21 protein-coding genes are annotated in these 18,364 nt (G+C 47.2%); 7 read left to right on the forward strand and 14 right to left on the reverse strand.

Going from position 1 to position 18,364, the window contains the following annotated elements:
- The first annotated feature begins 8 nt into the window (after positions 1 to 8).
- From dltC to KXZ66_RS20330, 4 genes are all read left to right on the forward strand, one after another.
- Complete coding sequence (gene dltC, locus KXZ66_RS20315) at positions 9 to 245, forward strand: D-alanine--poly(phosphoribitol) ligase subunit 2 (protein WP_003227325.1); 237 nt, start codon at positions 9 to 11, stop codon at positions 243 to 245.
- Positions 245 to 1,423, forward strand: a complete 1,179-nt coding sequence (gene dltD, locus KXZ66_RS20320; protein WP_003227323.1) for a D-alanyl-lipoteichoic acid biosynthesis protein DltD — start codon at positions 245 to 247, stop codon at positions 1,421 to 1,423. The genes dltC and dltD overlap by 1 nt, the downstream gene beginning before the upstream one ends.
- 90 nt (positions 1,424 to 1,513) lie before the next feature.
- The gene (locus KXZ66_RS20325) at positions 1,514 to 2,272 is read left to right on the forward strand and encodes an SDR family oxidoreductase (RefSeq protein ID WP_049140908.1); all 759 of its coding nucleotides are present in this window, start codon (positions 1,514 to 1,516) and stop codon (positions 2,270 to 2,272) included.
- A gap of 141 nt (positions 2,273 to 2,413) precedes the next feature.
- On the forward strand, positions 2,414 to 3,505 hold the full coding sequence (locus KXZ66_RS20330) for a branched-chain amino acid aminotransferase (RefSeq protein WP_003244231.1): 1,092 nt from the start codon (positions 2,414 to 2,416) through the stop codon (positions 3,503 to 3,505).
- Positions 3,506 to 3,538: 33 nt separating this feature from the next.
- Here KXZ66_RS20330 and licH read toward each other — a convergent pair whose 3' ends face one another.
- The 7 genes from licH to KXZ66_RS20365 all read right to left on the reverse strand — a co-directional run bounded on the left by licH (position 3,539) and on the right by KXZ66_RS20365 (position 9,891).
- Positions 3,539 to 4,867 carry a 6-phospho-beta-glucosidase LicH gene (licH, locus tag KXZ66_RS20335; protein WP_032725115.1) on the reverse strand — a complete coding sequence of 443 codons (1,329 nt, stop codon included), beginning with the start codon at positions 4,865 to 4,867 and terminating at the stop codon, positions 3,539 to 3,541.
- On the reverse strand, positions 4,864 to 5,196 hold the full coding sequence (gene licA / locus KXZ66_RS20340) for a PTS lichenan transporter subunit IIA (RefSeq protein WP_003227313.1): 333 nt from the start codon (positions 5,194 to 5,196) through the stop codon (positions 4,864 to 4,866). Before licA ends, licH begins: the two co-directional genes overlap by 4 nt.
- Before the next feature lie 18 nt (positions 5,197 to 5,214).
- Positions 5,215 to 6,573 carry a PTS lichenan transporter subunit IIC gene (gene licC / locus KXZ66_RS20345; protein WP_003227311.1) on the reverse strand — a complete coding sequence of 453 codons (1,359 nt, stop codon included), beginning with the start codon at positions 6,571 to 6,573 and terminating at the stop codon, positions 5,215 to 5,217.
- Between the two features lie 15 nt (positions 6,574 to 6,588).
- Positions 6,589 to 6,897 carry a PTS lichenan transporter subunit IIB gene (licB, locus tag KXZ66_RS20350; protein ID WP_003218755.1) on the reverse strand — a complete coding sequence of 103 codons (309 nt, stop codon included), beginning with the start codon at positions 6,895 to 6,897 and terminating at the stop codon, positions 6,589 to 6,591.
- A 128-nt stretch (positions 6,898 to 7,025) separates the two neighbouring features.
- Positions 7,026 to 8,951: a transcriptional regulator LicR gene (gene licR / locus KXZ66_RS20355; RefSeq protein ID WP_049140907.1), complete on the reverse strand. Its 1,926-nt coding sequence runs from the start codon at positions 8,949 to 8,951 to the stop codon at positions 7,026 to 7,028.
- 162 nt (positions 8,952 to 9,113) lie between these two features.
- Complete coding sequence (locus tag KXZ66_RS20360) at positions 9,114 to 9,272, reverse strand: hypothetical protein (RefSeq protein ID WP_009968374.1); 159 nt, start codon at positions 9,270 to 9,272, stop codon at positions 9,114 to 9,116.
- 28 nt (positions 9,273 to 9,300) lie between these two features.
- Entirely contained in the window at positions 9,301 to 9,891 is a 591-nt protein-coding gene (locus tag KXZ66_RS20365; RefSeq protein ID WP_003227303.1) for a DNA-3-methyladenine glycosylase, read from the reverse strand.
- A 128-nt stretch (positions 9,892 to 10,019) separates the two neighbouring features.
- Here KXZ66_RS20365 and katX point away from each other — a divergent pair, with 128 nt between their 5' ends.
- Together katX and KXZ66_RS20375 are read left to right on the forward strand one after the other, a co-directional pair.
- Positions 10,020 to 11,663, forward strand: coding sequence for a catalase KatX (gene katX / locus KXZ66_RS20370; protein ID WP_014478383.1), 1,644 nt, complete (start codon positions 10,020 to 10,022; stop codon positions 11,661 to 11,663).
- Between the two features lie 104 nt (positions 11,664 to 11,767).
- On the forward strand, positions 11,768 to 12,970 hold the full coding sequence (locus KXZ66_RS20375) for an MFS transporter (protein ID WP_038829105.1): 1,203 nt from the start codon (positions 11,768 to 11,770) through the stop codon (positions 12,968 to 12,970).
- Here KXZ66_RS20375 and KXZ66_RS20380 read toward each other — a convergent pair.
- The 6 genes from KXZ66_RS20380 to sigY are packed head-to-tail and all read right to left on the reverse strand — an operon-like array spanning position 12,967 to position 15,871.
- Positions 12,967 to 13,743 carry an ABC transporter permease gene (locus KXZ66_RS20380; protein ID WP_021480961.1) on the reverse strand — a complete coding sequence of 259 codons (777 nt, stop codon included), beginning with the start codon at positions 13,741 to 13,743 and terminating at the stop codon, positions 12,967 to 12,969. The two genes, KXZ66_RS20375 and KXZ66_RS20380, sit on opposite strands and share 4 nt — an antisense overlap.
- Positions 13,740 to 14,627, reverse strand: a complete 888-nt coding sequence (locus KXZ66_RS20385) for an ABC transporter ATP-binding protein (RefSeq protein WP_038829104.1) — start codon at positions 14,625 to 14,627, stop codon at positions 13,740 to 13,742. The genes KXZ66_RS20380 and KXZ66_RS20385 overlap by 4 nt, the downstream gene beginning before the upstream one ends.
- Positions 14,628 to 14,633: 6 nt before the next feature.
- The gene (gene yxlE, locus KXZ66_RS20390; protein WP_014481310.1) at positions 14,634 to 14,822 is read right to left on the reverse strand and encodes a sigma Y negative regulator YxlE; all 189 of its coding nucleotides are present in this window, start codon (positions 14,820 to 14,822) and stop codon (positions 14,634 to 14,636) included.
- Positions 14,819 to 15,025 carry a sigma Y negative regulator YxlD gene (yxlD, locus tag KXZ66_RS20395; RefSeq protein ID WP_038829102.1) on the reverse strand — a complete coding sequence of 69 codons (207 nt, stop codon included), beginning with the start codon at positions 15,023 to 15,025 and terminating at the stop codon, positions 14,819 to 14,821. Before yxlD ends, yxlE begins: the two co-directional genes overlap by 4 nt.
- A complete protein-coding gene (locus KXZ66_RS20400) occupies positions 15,022 to 15,342 on the reverse strand; it encodes a YxlC family protein (protein WP_021480964.1) in 321 nt (106 codons plus the stop codon). Before KXZ66_RS20400 ends, yxlD begins: the two co-directional genes overlap by 4 nt.
- Positions 15,335 to 15,871: an RNA polymerase sigma factor SigY gene (sigY, locus tag KXZ66_RS20405; RefSeq protein WP_003243678.1), complete on the reverse strand. Its 537-nt coding sequence runs from the start codon at positions 15,869 to 15,871 to the stop codon at positions 15,335 to 15,337. The genes KXZ66_RS20400 and sigY overlap by 8 nt, the downstream gene beginning before the upstream one ends.
- A gap of 211 nt (positions 15,872 to 16,082) precedes the next feature.
- On the opposite strand from sigY, the gene KXZ66_RS20410 reads away from it, so the two are divergent.
- Complete coding sequence (locus KXZ66_RS20410) at positions 16,083 to 17,456, forward strand: cytosine permease (protein WP_032725108.1); 1,374 nt, start codon at positions 16,083 to 16,085, stop codon at positions 17,454 to 17,456.
- Positions 17,457 to 17,470: 14 nt separating this feature from the next.
- Here KXZ66_RS20410 and KXZ66_RS20415 read toward each other — a convergent pair whose 3' ends face one another.
- Positions 17,471 to 18,301, reverse strand: coding sequence for an NAD(P)H-hydrate dehydratase (locus KXZ66_RS20415; RefSeq protein WP_219144710.1), 831 nt, complete (start codon positions 18,299 to 18,301; stop codon positions 17,471 to 17,473).
- Between the last annotated feature and the right edge of the window lie 63 nt (positions 18,302 to 18,364).

The following is an 18,364-nucleotide window of genomic DNA, read 5'->3' on the forward strand; positions in this document are numbered from 1 at the left end:
AGAAAGCTATGGATTTTAAACAAGAGGTATTAGACGTTTTAGCAGAGGTTTGCCAGGATGACATCGTAAAGGAAAATCCTGATATTGAAATTTTTGAAGAAGGTTTGCTTGATTCTTTTGGAACAGTAGAATTGCTGCTTGCGATTGAAAACCGTTTTGATATTTTAGTGCCGATCACTGAATTTGACCGGGACGTTTGGAATACACCTAACAACATTGTAAATCAGCTGTCTGAGTTGAAATAATGAAAAAGCGTTTTTTCGGTCCAATTATTTTGGCGTTTATTCTATTCGCAGGCGCCATCGCAATTCCATCTTCATGGCTGACAGGCTTCATCACCGATAAGCGTGTGAAAGAGTCAGCAACAGCCTTGAATCCGAGTATGTTTCAAGGGCTATATTTACAAGATCAGATGCTCAAAGATCCGACATATCTTCCGATTTACGGGTCTTCTGAGCTTTCTCGGCTGGACGAGTTCCACCCATCTAATTATTTTCAGGTAAACAATGAGGGATTCACGCCATACCTTGTCGGCAAAGGCGGATCCCAGTCATTGATTCATTCTTTAAACTTCGCTGCCCATATGGATCAGCTGAAGGGCAAAAAAATCGTATTCATCGTGTCTCCGCAATGGTTTATTAAGCGCGGGTCTGATGAACAGCATTTCGCGCCGAACTATTCTGCGCTGCAAGGGCTTGATTTGGCATTTAACGATCAGATCGATCCTGAAATTAAAAAGAAAATGATGAAACGCATGCTGCGCTTTAAGGCTGTGCAAAACGATGCCATTCTTTCTGAGCTGTACAAAGCAATGGTAAACGGCCAGACGTGGAAAGTGAACGCGCTGAAGCCGGCGGCCAAAGTGTATTACAGCATGCTGGAAAAGAAAGATCTGTATTATTCAACGACAGAATCATCCGGGCCAAAGCGCTATATCTCGCAGTCAGTAAAGGATAAGTCATGGTCTGAATTGAATAAACTAGCGGATCAATCAGGCAAACGCCACTCCGGTTCTAACGATTTTCACATCGACAACCCTGTCTATAAAAAGCTGAAGCCGAAAGTGCCTAAGCTGAAAGGGAAAAACAAAGGAAGATCGTATGCGGTGTCACCGGAATATGGCGACTTTGAAATGATGCTCGATATCCTGAAGGATGCGGGCGCAGAGCCTATGTTTGTCACCATTCCTGTTAACGGGAAATGGTACGATTACACGGGCTTCCCGAAAAAAGGACGCACTGACTATTACAAAAAGGTAAATAAACAAATCAGAGCGAAGGGCTTCCAGGTTGCTGATTTCTCAGGGCATGAATATGACCCGTATTTCATGAAAGACACCATTCACATCGGCTGGAAAGGCTGGGTGTATGTCGATAAAGCAATTGACGAATTTTATAAAACCGGAAAAGTCACTTCATCCTGAGCATCTCATAGGACGCGGCTGCATATTTCCTGCTAAGATTTGAAATAGTAAAGAAATCACAGCCAACTTAATTAAGAGGTGTTACATCCAATGAAGATGACAAATAATACGGTTTTAATCACAGGGGGTTCTGCTGGCATCGGGCTTGAACTGGCCAAGCGCCTGCTGGAACTCGGCAATGAAGTTATCATTTGCGGACGCAGCGAAGCACGTCTTGCAGAAGCGAAGCAGCAGCTCCCAAACATCCATACAAAGCAATGTGATGTTGCAGACCGTTCGCAGCGGGAAGCATTGTATGAATGGGCTTTAAAGGAATATCCGAACTTGAATGTTCTCGTCAACAACGCCGGCATTCAAAAGGAAATTGACTTGAAAAAAGGGACAGAGGAGCTTTTTGTGGACGGTGATGAAATTGAACTTAATTTCCAAGCGCCTGTCCATTTATCCGCCCTTTTCACACCTCATTTGATGAAGCAGCCCGAGGCGGCAATCGTCCAGGTCACATCCGGGCTTGCGTTTAACCCGTTAGCTGTTTATCCGGTGTACTGCGCAACAAAAGCGGCACTTCACTCGTTCTCGCTTACGCTCAGACACCAGCTCCGCGACACGAGCGTGGAAGTGATTGAAATGGCACCGCCTATGGTGGACACGGGCTTAAACCAAAAATCACGCGATAAACAAGGCCTGACGTACCGGGGCATTTCATCTGAAGAATATGTTCAATATTTCTTGGACGGCTTGAAGGAAGGCAAACAGGAGATTACAAATGAACGTGTTGAAGGTCTTCGGGATGCCACTCGCGCCGATTATGACAGGTTATTCGAGCAAATGAACACGCAGGAGAATTAATTTCTCCTGCTTTTTTCATATGAATTTCTTACAAATTTGAGCAAACCTATTGCGATTATTTGTTGAAGGTATACAATAGAATATAAATTATTTTCAAATAAGTTTGATAATATAAACAATTTAACAGCAGGGAGATTGACCATGACTAAACAAACAATTCGCGTTGAATTGACATCAACAAAAAAACCGAAACCAGACCCAAATCAGCTTTCGTTCGGAAGAGTGTTTACAGACCACATGTTTGTAATGGACTATGCCGCAGATAAAGGTTGGTACGATCCAAGAATCATTCCTTATCAGCCCTTATCAATGGATCCGGCCGCAATGGTCTATCACTACGGCCAAACCGTGTTTGAAGGGTTAAAGGCTTACGTGTCAGAGGATGACCATGTTCTGCTTTTCAGACCGGAAAAAAATATGGAACGCCTGAATCAATCAAACGACCGCCTCTGCATCCCGCAAATTGATGAAGAACAGGTTCTTGAAGGCTTAAAGCAGCTTGTCGCAATTGATAAAGACTGGATTCCAAATGCGGAGGGCACGTCCCTATACATCCGTCCGTTCATCATCGCAACCGAGCCTTTCCTTGGTGTTGCGGCATCTCATACGTATAAGCTCTTGATCATTCTTTCTCCGGTCGGCTCTTATTACAAAGAAGGCATTAAGCCGGTCAAAATCGCTGTTGAAAGTGAATTTGTCCGTGCGGTAAAAGGCGGAACAGGAAATGCCAAAACCGCAGGAAACTATGCTTCAAGCTTAAAAGCGCAGCAGGTCGCCGAAGAGAAAGGATTTTCCCAAGTGCTTTGGCTGGACGGCATTGAGAAGAAATACATCGAAGAAGTTGGAAGCATGAACATCTTCTTCAAAATCAACGGTGAAATCGTAACGCCGATGCTGAACGGGAGCATCCTGGAAGGTATTACGCGCAATTCAGTCATCGCCTTGCTTAAGCATTGGGGCCTTCAAGTTTCAGAACGGAAAATTGCGATCGATGAGGTCATCCAAGCCCATAAAGACGGCATCCTGGAAGAAGCCTTCGGAACTGGTACAGCAGCTGTTATTTCCCCAGTCGGCGAGCTGATCTGGCAGGATGAAACACTTTCGATCAACAACGGTGAAACAGGAGAAATCGCAAAAAAACTATATGACACGATTACAGGCATTCAAAAAGGCGCTGTCGCAGACGAATTCGGATGGACGACCGAAGTCGCAGCGCTGACTGAAAGCAAGTAAGAAAAAAGCCGGCCCAGTACAGGCCGGCTTTTTTTACGCTTCAATTTTGTTGAAAAACTGCGGCAGATACGCTTTGTGCGCCTCCAGCATTTCGTCTAAAATCTGTTTGGCCACAGTATCGGACGGGACAAGCGGGTTAATCGTCATGGCAAGGAGTGCAGTTTGGTAGTCACCTGTAACTGCCGCTTCTGCCGCGACACGTTCAAAGGATTTGATTTGCTGGACGAGGCCGCGGACAGACACCGGCAAGTCGCCGACAGCAATTGGCTTAGGGCCGGTTTTCGTCATCACACAGTTCACTTCAACTGCGGAATCGTCTGGAATGCTCGCTATTGCACCATTATTGATTGTGTTCACCGGCTGAATGTCATGTTTATCATTATAAATGGAGCTGATTAAGTTACATGCTGCATCACTGTAGTAAGCTCCGCCCCGTTTTTCCAGCTGCGGCGGTTTAATCGCAAGGTTTGGATCTTTATAAAGTTCGAACAGCTCTTTTTCGACCTTCTGCACGACTTCAGCGCGGGTGCCCTCCGTTTGTGATGCTTCCAGTTCGTGCTCCAGCATCTCTTTTGTTTTGAAATAGTAACGGTGATAGCCGCAAGGGATTACATTGAGCGCTTTTAAGAAATCCGGTTCCCATTCGGCGCCTGAGATATTTTTCATTGTCATCGCGTTTTTCGGGTCGCCCATCGCCTCGATGACTTGCTCCTTCACACTTACGCCGTCCAAGAAAACATCCAGCCCAAATACCATATGGTTCAGTCCGGCGAATTGGACTTCTATGCGGTCCACATCTACATCAAGCGCTTTGGCTACGCCCATTTTGATGCCGATTGGAACATTACAGAGACCGACGACTTTCTTCAGGTTGGAGTAGCGAAGCAAGGCTTCTGTTACCATGCCGGCAGGGTTTGTGAAGTTAACAAGCCAAGCGTTCGGGCAAAGCTCTTCTATGTCCTTTGCGATCTCAAGGATGACCGGAATTGTGCGCAATCCTTTAAACAGGCCTCCCGGGCCGTTTGTTTCCTGGCCTATTACACCGTATTTTAGCGGAATTCGCTCATCCTTTGCTCTTGCCTGCAAAAGTCCGACGCGGAATTGAGTCGTGACAAAGTCTGCGTCTTTCAGCGCTTTTCTCCGGTCGAGCGTAAGATGAATGTCAATCGGGACGCCAGCTTTTTCAACCATCCGTTTGGCGAGTGTGCCGACAATATTCAGCTTTTCTTCGCCCTCAGGGATATCGACGAGCCATAATTCGCGCACAGGCAGCTCATCATACCGTTTAATAAACCCTTCCACTAGCTCGGGCGTATAGCTTGAACCTCCGCCAATCGTTACAATCTTCAATCCTTTTGTCATATGCTTGCTCCCCTTTGCTCGGTGATTTTTTCATATAACTCAATGATCTCTGCAGCCATATCCTTCACTGTCATTGCATTCATTAAATGATCCTGTGCATGAACCATCAGAAGCGTCATTTCCGTCTTTTCTCCGCCCGCTTCATTTTGGATCAGCTCTGTCTGATAATGATGGGCTTTTGACAATTCTTCAGCAGCGTCTTGAAGCTTTTTCCGCGCTTCTTCTGCGTCACCGCTTTTCGCAGCGGCAATGGCCTCCATTGCGGAGCTCCTACCGTTTCCTCCGTGAAGGATGATTTGAAAAATGATTTGTTCCATTTCCTCATTCACGCGATTCACTTCCTTTCTCTACAGAGCCGCTTCTTTGTCATCTGATGCTGCAGGCGTTTGAACCAGCTCCAGATCGTTTTCTTCTTTCAGCTTCTGCTTATCCCACATTCTGAAGAACGGGTAGTAGACAACAAAGGATACGACAATATTAATGGCTTGCATGACCGCGCCTGAGACTTTTCCTCCTGTCGCCAAGTAGCCTGAAAAGATCGGCGGCATGGTCCACGGCACTGCGATACCCGCCGGTTTTGCGACAAGGCCGGTGCTCATTCCGATGTACGTAAGTGTCACTGTGACAAGCGGTGTGATGATAAACGGAAGTAAGAGCATTGGGTTCATGACGATCGGCATTCCGAATATAATCGGTTCGTTAATATTGAAGATGGCCGGGCCGACCGCAAGCTTCCCGAGCTGCTTCATTTGTTTGCTTCGGGCGCGCAGAAACATCGTGACAACCAGTGCCAATGTGGCGCCGCTTCCGCCGATATTGACCCAGATATCGAAAAATTGCTGGGTGAAAATCTTAGGAAGCTCCTCACCGGCTTGGAATGCGATCCGGTTGGCATCCATTGCGCCGTACCAAATTGGTGCCATGACGCCTCCGACAATGTTTGCACCGTGAAGGCCGCAGGCCCATAAAAGCATTTTGACGGCTTCGGCGACAAGGCTTCCTCCAAGGCTTCCTCCCAGAATGGAAAGCGGAGTCCCTAATAAAACGCTTACAATATTATGAAGGCTTTCAAACGGTGTCGCTTCAACAATCAGCCGGGCTGCCCAAATCAGGAAGATGACGGCAAAGCCGGGGATTAACGCGACAAATGACTTGCTTACCGCCGGCGGGACACCGTCCGGCATTTTGAAGACTAAATTGCGCTGGATAATAAGGCGGTAAATCTCTGTGGACACCATTGCGATAATCATGGCGACAAATAAGCCTTTGCTTCCCATGAGCGAAAGCGGAATCCCGCCGCCAACCATGATTTCTTTCGTCGCGCCATCCGGCATAAACGGCACTTGATAAGGTGTTGCTAATAAAAATGCCGCAAGGGAAATGGCTCCGGCCGACAAGGCATCAACACCGTATTTCTCGGCGAGCCGGTAGGCGATGCCGAACGCGGCGACAAGACCCATAATTTCAAAGGTCGCGTCGACTGGGTAGGCCAGTTTTTCAGACCAGGAGCTGCCAAACGTTTTTGCCATAAACTCAGCGTATCCCGGGATCGGGAGGTTGCCAATGATGAGGAAAAAGGAACCGATGATAATCAGGGGCATCGTGAGGATGATACCATCACGCAGCGCCTGCAAATGACGCTGTCCCGCAATTCTTCCCGCTATAGGCATGACCTTTTCTTCTAAGATCTGATTGACTTTATTCACATAGCCCGCCCCTCTCTATGACACATGTCCAAGCTGTTCAGCTGATTTCAGCACTTCCGCCCCGTTGCACGTGCCATAATGGACGGTATTAATGACGTCTACCGGAACCCCCTTTGACTCTCCTAATTTTTTGAGCTGCGGAAGCATGTAACGGACTTGCGGACCGAGAAGCAATACATCCGCTTTATCGATATGATTTTGTACAGAATCGCCTGAAACTGCCCAAATGGTATAGTCTTTTCCCTGTTCCTGCGCACTTTTTTCCATCTTGCTCACCAGTAAGCTAGTAGACATGCCTGCTGCACAAACGAGTAATATATTCATGTAAAAGACCCCCTAGAGTTTGATCAATTTTGTAATGTCCTGCTGTTGCTATCATCATATTATGAAATCGCTTTCATAAACACTCAGGGTTTTTCCGCATGCAACGGAAAAAAGGTATATACAGGCTGTCAGCTCAGCATTTTTTGGTCAAACACATCCGAAAGCTCTTGATATGAACGACATTTGATCAGCTGGTTCACCGCCGCCGGGTCATCCAAAATGCTGCCAAGCAGTTTATACATGCTTTGCAAATCCGCTTTGTTCTCCTTTTCGACACAAAGCAGACAGACAAATTGAACTCGCTGACTCTCCCAATCGATCGGTTTTTTGAGCGTACAAACGGCCCAAAACGTTGTTTTCGTCTGCGGAACAAGCGGGTGCGGGATGGCAACAAGATTGCCAAAACACGTTGGCGACATGTCTTCTCTTTCAAAAATGGAATCTATGATTTCTTCATCGGCAAAGCCGCATTCGACCGCTTTCTGCCCTAAAAATTGAATCACTTCTTCTTTTGAGCGCAGATCCTCCTGAAAAAAAACGAGTTCTTTTTTTAGGTAGCGATTGGCTTTTTCCTTTTCATCACTCAGAATAGATTCTATTTTTGTAAAGTCAGTTCCGCCTAAGATGGTGTTAACCTTCAGTACTGGTACAGGGAGCTCTTTTTTAATCGGAATGGTGCTGATGACAAAATCAATTGATTCGTAGGACATTTGTTCAAGACTATAATACTCAGCCGTTCCAAGAATATCGAGCCGCTTGCCGAAATGGGAACGCAGTTTTTCGCGCAGAAGCTGGGCGCTTCCGGCACCCGATGCGCATACAATGATACAGCGTTTCGGCGGGCTTTCTGTTTTTTTTCGTTCAATCGCGGCGCCAAAGTGGAGAGCCAAATATCCAACTTCGTTTTCATGAATCTCAATACCCGTTTGTTCCTTTATCACGATTCCGGCAATGATCCCGGCTTCAAAAGCGAGTGGATAATGTTCCTTGATCGCTGCCAGCATCGGATTTCGAAGATTCATGCCGTATCGGTTGCGGCTGATCGCCGGCTTCATATGCAGTGCCAATCCGATTTTCAGCTCTTTGTCATGCAGGATGCCAAGCTTCAGTTCACGATCAACAGCTTTGATCATGGCAAGTGTCAGCTGATCGGTTTCCTCTTCTATTGAAAATGTGTCCTCTCCGCATTGTGATTGTGTCATTCGTTTTGTGCCAAGGAGATGCATGGTGATGTAGGCCGTCTCGTCTTTCGGAAACGTAACGGCAAGCGCTGATTCCAGCTCTTTTACGATGGCTTCTGCAGCCTGGTACTCCTTTTGATGCAGGATATGATCCATATCTTTCGGGAAAAGAGATACATAGTTTTCCGTTCTGATCCGTTTACAGGCGATAGCGATATGGATAATGAGGTTATTCAGTCCCATGTTGGACAGAGGGATGCGGTCGTTTTTCATTTTTTTCAAGATGGCGGAACGGATGATCTCAATTTCTTCTTTTGGCAAAATATCAGCCTTTTCATTTAAAACATCTATCTCCGTTTCTCTTTCATCGACAATGTACTCCGCCATGCAGTACCTCATCTGCACCTCGTCTCCGCGCAGCTTGAAGCCGTAATTCGGACGTGTTTCCATGACAATGCGGTAAGGCAGCAGACGTTTCTTTACTTCCTTTAAATCCGTTTGGAGTGTAGATTTTGAGATAAATAGTTCTTCAGCAAGTTCATCGAGCTTGAGATAATGGTCCGCCAGCAGCAGACGTTTCATAAGATAGGCCATTCTCTCCTCCGGCAATACCGGCAGGCCCTTTTTTTGCTGAAATACATCTTGCAGCAGTGTTTTGAATACTTGCTCGTCATCAATGCGGAGCTTGTAGCCGGAGCCTCTTACAGATTGTACAAAGGCACCGTGACCGCTTAGCACACCTTGCAGTTCCTTTATATCATTGCGGACTGTCCGCGTCGTTACGTTTAATTGCGCGGCAAAAAACGAACTTGTCACCGGGGCTTCAGCCGCCATCAGCAAGCGCAGAATATCACGAAGTCGCCCATGAAGCATGAGAAAAACCTCCTATCTAGTAGATGCAGGGATTCAGTGAATAGGCAGAAAGGATGATGAAGGGATGCGAAATGTATATAAATTCTATAATGGAGAGAATGGCAAGTCAATGAGCATCCGGAGGACTAGAGGGAAAACTGACCTATAAAAAAACAGCCGGGGTCAGCCGGCTGTTCTAGATGCGGACATATTCTTTTGTTTAGACGCCTTGCGGTCCTTCATGATTTTTCGAACAATCGGGTAAATGACCGGCGCCCATTTGATAACGGTTTTGATCATCTTTTTCAAAGCTCCGATTCTCCCTTCTTTTTTCTCAACCATTCCCCTGATTGCCTCTTCCTTAAACATGCTAACGCGACACGTACCTGTTTCCCGTCACCCAGAAACGCCATGGATAATCGCGTGCCTCCCCGCTGTTGTCAATGCCGATGCGCGGGCCGGTTGAAATTGCTTCCGGTGTGTACCCGCTTTCGATGTAAAGCGGCTGTTCCGTGATCCAGCGTCCGTAGTCATTCATCGTGACGCCAAGCGCTTTCGTCAGCTTTCCTGGTCCGTTTGTCCATTCCCTCGGACTCCTGCCCGGCCTTCTCTCCTCCATTAACAGCTGGCCTTCATGCGGCTCAATCGCCCTGATTAATACCGCTTGCGGGACATCCTCTTCCGCGGCAACGACATTCAGCAATGTATGGGTGTGCATCACGTATGTATATACCCGCCCAGCTTCTGCAAACATGATCTCAGTCCGCTTCGTCCGGCGGTTGTTAAAGCTGTGTGCCGCTCTGTCTCCAGCACCCATATAGGCCTCTGTTTCCACAATATAGCCTGACGCTGTGCCTTCGTCTGTTTCTTTTACAAGAAGGCAGCCCAGAAGCGATGGGGCAAGCTCAAGAGCGGTTTTTTGATAAAACGTGATGGGCAGCGGATTTTTTTCTCTCGTCACGAATCGACCTCTCCTTTTACCGATTTTTGTACATTGTACCATTCCCGAAGCAGATCAAAAAAAACGGCTGTTTTAAAATCTTTCCATTCAGGGAATATTGTTACCGTTCAAAAAAGGAGGGCCAACCATTGAAAGATGATCATCAAAACAAGCAGCACCAATCAAATGCCCAAGGGAGCGAGGAAGCGCTTTCCCACAAGACATCCGGGAAAAACGAGTCAGAGGATACCTTAACGAATAGGCAGGGGCATCCTGTTACTGACAACCAGAATGTGAGAACCGTCGGGAATAGAGGGCCTACAACACTTGAGAACTATGATTTTCTCGAAAAGATCAGCCACTTCGACCGGGAACGCATCCCAGAGCGGGTTGTTCATGCCAGGGGAGCAGGTGCACACGGGTATTTTGAAGCATACGGAAGCTTCGGAGACGAACCGATTTCAACATACACACGGGCCAAGCTCTTTCAGGAAAAAGGCAAGAAAACACCGGCATTTGTCCGTTTTTCAACTGTGAATCATGGAAAACACTCGCCTGAAACATTGAGAGACCCGCGCGGTTTTGCTGTAAAGCTATATACAGAAGACGGAAACTGGGATTTGGTCGGGAACAACCTAAAAATCTTTTTTATCCGCGACCCGCTGAAATTTCCGGATCTTGTACATGCATTTCAGCCTGATCCAGTGACCAACATCCAGGATGGTGAACGTATTTTCGATTTCATTTCTCAATCTCCTGAAGCGACACACATGATCACCTTCTTGTTTTCGCCTTGGGGCATTCCGGCCAACTACCGGCAAATGCAGGGTTCAGGCGTACATGCCTATAAATGGGTGAATGAGGAGGGCAAGGCCGTTCTCGTGAAATACCATTTTGAACCGAAGCAGGGCATCCGCAACCTGACACAGAAGGAAGCAGAAGAGATTCAAGGGAAAAACTTTAACCATGCCACACAGGATTTATATGACGCGATTGAAAATGGCGATTATCCAGAGTGGGAAGTGTATGCACAAATTATGAGCGATGATGAGCATCCTGAACTGGACTTTGATCCTCTTGATCCAACAAAACTGTGGTATAAAGACGATTTCCCATGGAAACCGATCGGCAAATTGGTGCTGAACAAAAATCCGGAAAACTACCATGCGGAAGTGGAGCAAGCTTCATTTGGAACGGGAGTGCTTGTCGACGGGCTTGATTTTTCAGACGACAAATTGCTCCAGGGGCGTACGTTTGCCTACTCTGATACGCAGCGCTACCGTGTAGGCGCAAATTACCTGCAGCTTCCGATCAACTCGCCGAAAAAGCATGTCGCCACCAACCAGGAAGGCGGGCAAATGCAATATCGGGTCGATAGAGCAGAAGGACAAAATCCGCACGTCAACTATGAGCCATCCATTATGGGCGGGCTGAAGGAAGCGAAGCAGGACGGAAAAGACCATACGCCGCATATCGAAGGTGATGTAAAGCGTGAAGCGATTGACAGAACAAACAACTTCGGACAGGCTGGAGAAACGTACCGGAGATTTACTGAATTTGAGCGGAACGAATTGATTACGAATTTGGTGAATACGCTTTCTACGTGCCGAAAAGAAATTCAGGATCAAATGATTGAGAATTTCACAAAAGCTGATCCTGACTACGGAAAACGCGTAGCAGAAGGGCTAAAAAAGGTTTCCGAAAACAACAGCAACGGGCCGATCGGCACAACTGAAACGGAACAGGCTGCAAAGCAGGCTGAACAGGAGAGTCATCCGTCTGATCCGTATTAACAACAGCGAACAGGGCTTTTTTAGAAGCCCTGTTTTTTTATTTTTCTATTGAAACGCTTTCAATAATTGTGTTGTACTTGGAAGGAAAGGGGTGGAGAGATACGATGGAATTACAGCAGGACTTGATTCCTCAGAAAAAAACAATCGGCGCTTTAGATCACGCCGTTTTTTTATGCATGGTATTTTGTTTCTGGTTTTCAGGCTATATTTACGTTCCTGTATTCAGTCTGTATTTGGAGGATCTGCACTTTTCATATGGCGCAATCGGCATCATTCTCGGCAGCTACGGGGTCACGCAAATCCTTCTGCGATTCCCGCTCGGCCTTGTGTCAGACATCCTGTTTTCCTTGCGCAAGCAATTGTTAATTGCCGGGTTCGGCTTTTCCGTCCTCAGCAGCCTGCTTTTTCTGATGTTTGATTCTTTCTTCTTCGTGCTGGCCGCCCGGCTTTTCGCGGGAATCACTGCTTCTATGTGGGTGATGGCGACCATTTTATACGCACATTATTTCAACAATGGCAATGCATCAAAAGCAATGGGCATCATGCAGTTTTTTACCGTCATGCCTCAGTTTGCCAGCATTGTGTTCTGCGGGCTTGCGGCAGCCCATTTAGGCAGGCAGGTCCCGTTTTGGATGGCGCTGGCAGCCTCTGCCGCAGGTCTGGTGATCTGCTGCTTTATTAAGGATCCGTCTGCTCCTCCCGCAAACCGTGACACCATTCGTGTCAATCAGTACATCAAAGATACATTGCGGCTGCCAAAGCTGAAGCTTTTCACCATCCTGTCTATGACGGCCCATGCCGTATTATTTATCACAGTGTTTGGTTTTACGCCGCTTTACATGAATCAGCTCGGAATGGGCGACGCGGAGCTGCTTTGGGTGATGAGCGCCTTTTTCCTCCCACACGCAGCCGCCACATTAAGCTTTGTGTTTCTGCGATTTACAAGCCGTATCGCTTACTCCGTGATGCTCATTAGTTTCGCAGTCACCGGGGTCTGTCTGCTATACGTTCCTTTTTCAGCTGCATTGTTCACGGTTTGCATCACACACGCCTGTATCGGACTGGCGCTCGGCTTCGTTTTTCCTCTGCTGCTAAGCCATGTCGTCGAAATCAGTTCTGCCCGTTTAAAAATGTCAGTGATGGGGTTTTATCAATCATTTTATGCGCTAGGCATCTTCCTCGGGCCCCTTCTTGCCGGAAAAATCGCACAGCTTATCGGGCTTGCGGGAGTTTTTTATGGAGCCGGGTCTCTGGCATTTGCCGCCTTTTTTGTGATGCTCGCGCAAAAACGTAACATGATCAATTAATAGCTTTCATACCGCCGGAAGCGCCACACAGAAAACACGGCCAGAAGCATGATGCACAGAATGGAGAAAGTGAGTGACCATCCGAAAAAATCTGCCCGCTCTCCATGAAGAAGGATATGCTCCGCCTGCTTGCAAATCTCAGCCGGAAGCCACTTCGCACCATCTGGAAATAGTGAAACAGCAAAGGAAACGGCTGCTGTGAGCCCGATCCCGCAAGCCGCAGCTGCTCCGACAGACCGGAATATCGTACTTCCGGCAAGGCCGGCGGTCACAATAAATATCACCCAAAGCGCGTAAAGGCCAAGGCTTGCAGCAAAGCGGCTGAATGATGCGTCCTCAAACAGTAGCCGAACGTAATAATAAGCAAGCCCGTATCCAGCTGCAAACGACATAATGCCGATCACGCTTTGGATGAGCCATTTACTCACGATATAATGGGCTGCCGTCACAGGCCGCGACATAATCAGCGCTGTTACCCCTTGATTTCTTTCATTGGCTACACTGCCCATCACGCTAAAGATGACCAGAGCCATGCCAAGCGTGTTGAATTGAGAAAGCGTGCTGACCATCACTTCAGACCCGGAGGGCGTCGTAAAACTAATTTTCATGCCGTCAGGAAGGTTCCCTCCATGTGCGATGATTTCCGGCATATAATAAATGGTCAGCGGCTGTGTCAGCCCGACGATCATCATCGCAATCGGCAGCCAAATCAGCTTGCCGCTTTTCCATCCTTCCAGCCACTCCTTCTGCAATAGCGCCATCATCACCTTCATGCGTGCACCACCTTTAGATAGACGTCTTCTAGAGACTCCGTTTTCTGTTCAAATCGGGTGACGGTCAATCCCTTTCGGATACAGTCACTTAATAATGACCGGCCAGCGTGTATATCAGGCAGCTCGAAAACAGCTTGGGACGGATTCTTATAGACAATAGCTGAGACGTAAGGCTTCTCTTCAAGCCAGCCTTCCAGCTTCTCTTTCACTGAAAGGGTAAAAACGTTCGTTTGCTGCTGTTGTTTCAGCTCCTGTAACTCGCCTTTCCATGAAATTTCACCGTTTTTCATAATCACCACTTGATCACACACCTGCTCTGCATCGTGCAAAACATGTGTAGAAAACAGAACGGCCATATGCTTTTTCAGCTCCCGCATCATGTCCAGCACCTCGAACCGCCCTGTCGGATCAAGAGAAGACACCGGTTCATCCAATATCAAAAACTTCGGTTTATGGAGCAGTGCCTGTGCCAGACCGAGTCTTTGTTTCATGCCTCCTGAATAGCCCCCGATCCTTTTGTGCGCCGCTTCGTGCAAACCGACAAATTCCAGCATCTCACCGATTTCCTCTTGGCATTTTCTCTTCGAAAGGCCGGACAGTCTCCCCGCAAATGTCAAAAATTCATTTGCGGTCATCCACGAATAAAAAGCAGGATACTGAGGGAGGTACCCAATCAAACGCCGATCCAGCTTTTTTTCTCCTAACAGCTTAATGTTTCCGGAGGTTGGCGAAAGCAGTCCGGCAAGCATTTGCAGAGTCGTGGTTTTACCGGCTCCATTAGGTCCTAATAGTGCGACACACTCATTTTCATTCACGTGAAAACTGACATTCTTTACAGCTTCATGATGCCTGTACGATTTGCATAATGATTCAATAGACAGCATATCGGCTTACCTTTGCTTTCTGCCGACGGTAAAAAACAAAATCGGCCCGATAATATTGATACATACAATGATCGCAGCCCACATCCACTTTGGCCCGTTTGTCCGCTCTTCTTTTATACAGCTGATAAGGGCAAACACCGCCAAAGCCAGCTGTAATACAACCAGCGGCAAAATCATTTCCCAAGAAATATTCATTGCTTGATCCCCCTTTTCTTCTGATCCGGCCTAATGACAAAAAAGTAATAACAAATCAGAGGCATCGGTGCTGTAATCAGTCCGACAATCCCCCAAATCCATGCCATGCGATTTCGTTTTTTCGCATCAATAAATAAAAAGATTCCCTGCGCCAATACGATGAGATAAGCCGCAACCGTTATGACAATTTCTGTTTGTGTCATCTGCGTTTCACCTCGCATTCGCCGAGATGCCTTTTTTTCTCAGCCGCAATCAAAATCGGCAGCACCGCAAGCACACAAACCTGAAGCACAATAAACACAGCAGGAGCTTGAGTGAAAGCAAAGATTGCAGCACTCACAACCATCAGCGCACAAAATACAAATAAAATGATCTCTTGAAGAAGTTTTTTTCTGTATTCAGCTTTCATTTGTGACAGCTGGTGAAGCAGTTCTTTTTGAGTCGGTATAGAGGGATTGGCTGTTTGATCAATTTTTTTCCATTCTGACTTTAAATGATCAGGAAGCTTTTCTTTATTCATCGTCCCACTCCTTTCTGATTTGCTGGAGCCCTTTATGAACTCTGGACTTTACAGTGCCTTCTTTGATTTGAAGCATCACCCCGATTTCGGCGTAGGTATAGCCGTAGTAATGCCTTAATAAAACTGGTGTGCGCAGTTTAGGGTCCAGCTTTGAAAACAGATCGAGCGTTTCGCTCCACTCTGCCCCTTTCGCCGACACGTCCCACTTGATCTTGCGGATTGTTTCCTCCGTAACTGTCTGATTCCGTTTCCATTCTCTCTTTCTCTTTTTCTGGTGATCGAGATAGAGCCGCGATGCAATGGAGATCAGCCACGTGGAGAATTTTGAACGGCCCTGAAAGCTTCTTAAATGGATGTACCCTTTCAGAAAGGTTTCCTGAACAAGTTCCTCGCTGAGATCGGGGTGAAGGGAAAGCTTTAACAAGTATTTATATAAGAAAGAATAGTGATAGTGGAAAAGGGCTGTAAACGCCTCGTCGTTTCCCTCTTTCGCCTGCTGTATCAGCCGCTGTTCTTCTTGTGTATCCAATGACCATCATCCCCCCTTTTTTGTTTTTCTGCCTTATGAGACGACACCGGATTCAAAAGCGTTCACCTTTTTTACAATTCTTTTCAGCCATTGACAGATCAAGCTTCCCGGCCGTTTGGCTGCATATCCTTATTTGTAAACCCCCTCATAGTCTGTTAAGCTATGACTTTATGTCGATTTCAAAAAAACATCCAATATGGAGGACGATGCATTGAAAGTAGAAAGGCGAACGATTGAATATATTCCGAATGAAGAAAGACATGGTAAAGCGAAAGATTTATTTCCCGTATGGTTCGGGGCTAATATGCATATCACCACGTTAGTGACCGGCACGATTCCCGTTGCAATGGGACTTAATCTGTTTTGGAGTGTTGCCGCTATTATTTGCGGAACCTTAATCGGTGCCATATTTATGGCGTCTCATTCCGCGCAAGGCCCTCAGCTAGGCATCCCGCAAATGATTCAAAGCCGTGCCCAATTCGGCGTAATCGGAGCGATTCTTCCCCTCTTCTTAGTCATGTTTATCTACCTTGGTTTCTTCGCAAGCAGCACGATTCTGGCGGCCGGAACCTTAAGCAGCTTTGTTCCCATCCCGGGAACATGGAGCATTATAGGCTTAAGCGCCGTATGTTTTTTACTCACCATTTTCGGCCATGATTTGATTCACAAAATGCAAAAAATCCTTTCTTGGACCTCTTTTGCTGTATTTTTTGCTGCAACGATTCTCATTTTTCAATTGCCGATTCCGGCAGGCAGCTGGATTCCCGGAGCGATTGATCTGCCAATTTTCTTGGTGGCAGTCAGCGCAGTTGCGACGTGGCAGCTTGCCTACGCGCCGTATGTTGCCGATTATTCAAGATATCTGCCAGTTAAAACACCGGCTTCAAAAACATTTTGGTACAGCTATGCAGGTACATCTGTCAGCTCCATCTGGATGATGCTGCTCGGCGCATTGCTGACAACCTCACTTCCTGACTTTACGGCAAACTCAGGCAGCCAGATTGTCCAATTGTTCGGTCCCTTCTCGTTTATTATGCTGATCATTGTGCTATTTGGGCAAATGGCAATCAATGTTTTTAACCTGTATGGGGCTTTCATGTCCACGACAACAACGCTGGAGCCGTTTCTGAAATTAAAAGTCACGCCCAAAGTCAGAATCATCATGATCCTGGGTGTCACGCTTGTCGGCACAGTCTTAAGCCTACTGGGACAGAGCAATTTTATGGAACTGTTTTTGAATTTTATCTTTTTCATCAGTTATTTCTTAATTCCGTGGACGGCAATCAATTTAGTCGATTACTACTTCGTCCGCCACGGAAAGTATCAAGTCAAAGCCATGTTCGACGTAAACGGGCCTTATGGAAAGGTCAATTGGATCACCACAATTGCGTTCGTTCTGTCTATCTTGCTGGAAATCCCGTTTATCAACACAAGCTTTTACATCGGACCGCTTGCCAAAATGTTTGGCGGCGGAGACATCGCATGGATTATCGGCTTGGCCGTGCCTTCTGTGCTTTACTATGCATTAATGAAACCGCGTCTGAAAAAACGGGCGGGGTATCAAGAAAAGCTGTCTTCTCTCTGAAGACAGCTTTTTTATCATTCAAATCGTTTCCACACGCGGGGCAGGATGTCAGATAGCTCATGAGCGAGCAACGTATGAGCGGAGTGCTCGTCCGTCCAGAGCTCGGCGCACGCACCATGCAAATAGACCGCGTTTAATATGGCGTGCTTTGGATCTTCATGCCAGCAGAGCATCCCCAATATCATGCCCGTCAGTGTGTCACCGGTTCCGCCCTTGGCGAGCGCCCCGTTTCCGGTTGGATTGAGCCAGCAGTCTCCATCAGGAAACGCGATGACGGTTTGGTTTCCTTTTAACACAATGACAGTCTGCAGCTGAGCCGCCCACTCCTTTGCATATTCCGCTCTTTTTTTCTGCAATTCGTTCACGGGCACCCCTGTCATTCGGGAAAACTCGCCCGGGTGCGGCGTGAGGATGACGGGGGCCTCCCGTTTCGGATATGTGCGCTTCGCCAGCGCTCCGGCATCCAAAATAACAGGACAATCAGCCGTAAGCACATGATCGACTGCCTGCTGTACGCTTTCCGTTTGCGGAAGGCCCGATCCGATGGCAATGGCTCGGTACGTCTCTTCAAGCTGAGCATCCGCCGCCTTTTTCCAGCCGTCACGCCAATAGGTCGCCTCGGGCAAAACAGGAACAATTAGCGGGATTACGCTTTCTGATGTACCGATGACAAGCTTGCCGAGACCGCTCCGCATGGCCCCAAGCCCTGCAAGCAGCGCTGCCCCCGGCATGTCGTCACTTCCAGCCAGCAGCAAAGCCGTACCGTACGTGCCTTTATGGCTCTCCGCATCTCTTTCAGGAAGCGTGGCCCTTACATGCTCTTCCGTCCAAAATGGAACATTCATCTCTATCCCTCCTCTGCTTTCTTTTCCTATTTTTCCTGTCCCTTTTCTTTTTCAAACAAAAAA

The organism is Bacillus sp. LJBS17, from assembly GCF_019334685.1.
GTDB classification, from domain to species: Bacteria; Bacillota; Bacilli; order Bacillales; family Bacillaceae; genus Bacillus; species Bacillus subtilis.

Coding starts and splice junctions, on each gene's coding strand:
- dltC (WP_003227325.1), top strand. CDS start 9: ATGGATTTTAAACAAGAGGTATTAGACGTTTTAGCAGAGGTTTGCCAG.
- dltD (WP_003227323.1), top strand. CDS start 245: ATGAAAAAGCGTTTTTTCGGTCCAATTATTTTGGCGTTTATTCTATTC.
- KXZ66_RS20325 (WP_049140908.1), top strand. CDS start 1,514: ATGAAGATGACAAATAATACGGTTTTAATCACAGGGGGTTCTGCTGGC.
- KXZ66_RS20330 (WP_003244231.1), top strand. CDS start 2,414: ATGACTAAACAAACAATTCGCGTTGAATTGACATCAACAAAAAAACCG.
- licH (WP_032725115.1), bottom strand. CDS start 4,867: ATGACAAAAGGATTGAAGATTGTAACGATTGGCGGAGGTTCAAGCTAT.
- licB (WP_003218755.1), bottom strand. CDS start 6,897: ATGAATATATTACTCGTTTGTGCAGCAGGCATGTCTACTAGCTTACTG.
- licR (WP_049140907.1), bottom strand. CDS start 8,951: ATGCTTCATGGGCGACTTCGTGATATTCTGCGCTTGCTGATGGCGGCT.
- KXZ66_RS20360 (WP_009968374.1), bottom strand. CDS start 9,272: ATGGTTGAGAAAAAAGAAGGGAGAATCGGAGCTTTGAAAAAGATGATC.
- KXZ66_RS20375 (WP_038829105.1), top strand. CDS start 11,768: ATGGAATTACAGCAGGACTTGATTCCTCAGAAAAAAACAATCGGCGCT.
- KXZ66_RS20380 (WP_021480961.1), bottom strand. CDS start 13,743: ATGAAGGTGATGATGGCGCTATTGCAGAAGGAGTGGCTGGAAGGATGG.
- KXZ66_RS20385 (WP_038829104.1), bottom strand. CDS start 14,627: ATGCTGTCTATTGAATCATTATGCAAATCGTACAGGCATCATGAAGCT.
- yxlE (WP_014481310.1), bottom strand. CDS start 14,822: ATGAATATTTCTTGGGAAATGATTTTGCCGCTGGTTGTATTACAGCTG.
- yxlD (WP_038829102.1), bottom strand. CDS start 15,025: ATGACACAAACAGAAATTGTCATAACGGTTGCGGCTTATCTCATCGTA.
- KXZ66_RS20400 (WP_021480964.1), bottom strand. CDS start 15,342: ATGAATAAAGAAAAGCTTCCTGATCATTTAAAGTCAGAATGGAAAAAA.
- KXZ66_RS20415 (WP_219144710.1), bottom strand. CDS start 18,301: ATGAATGTTCCATTTTGGACGGAAGAGCATGTAAGGGCCACGCTTCCT.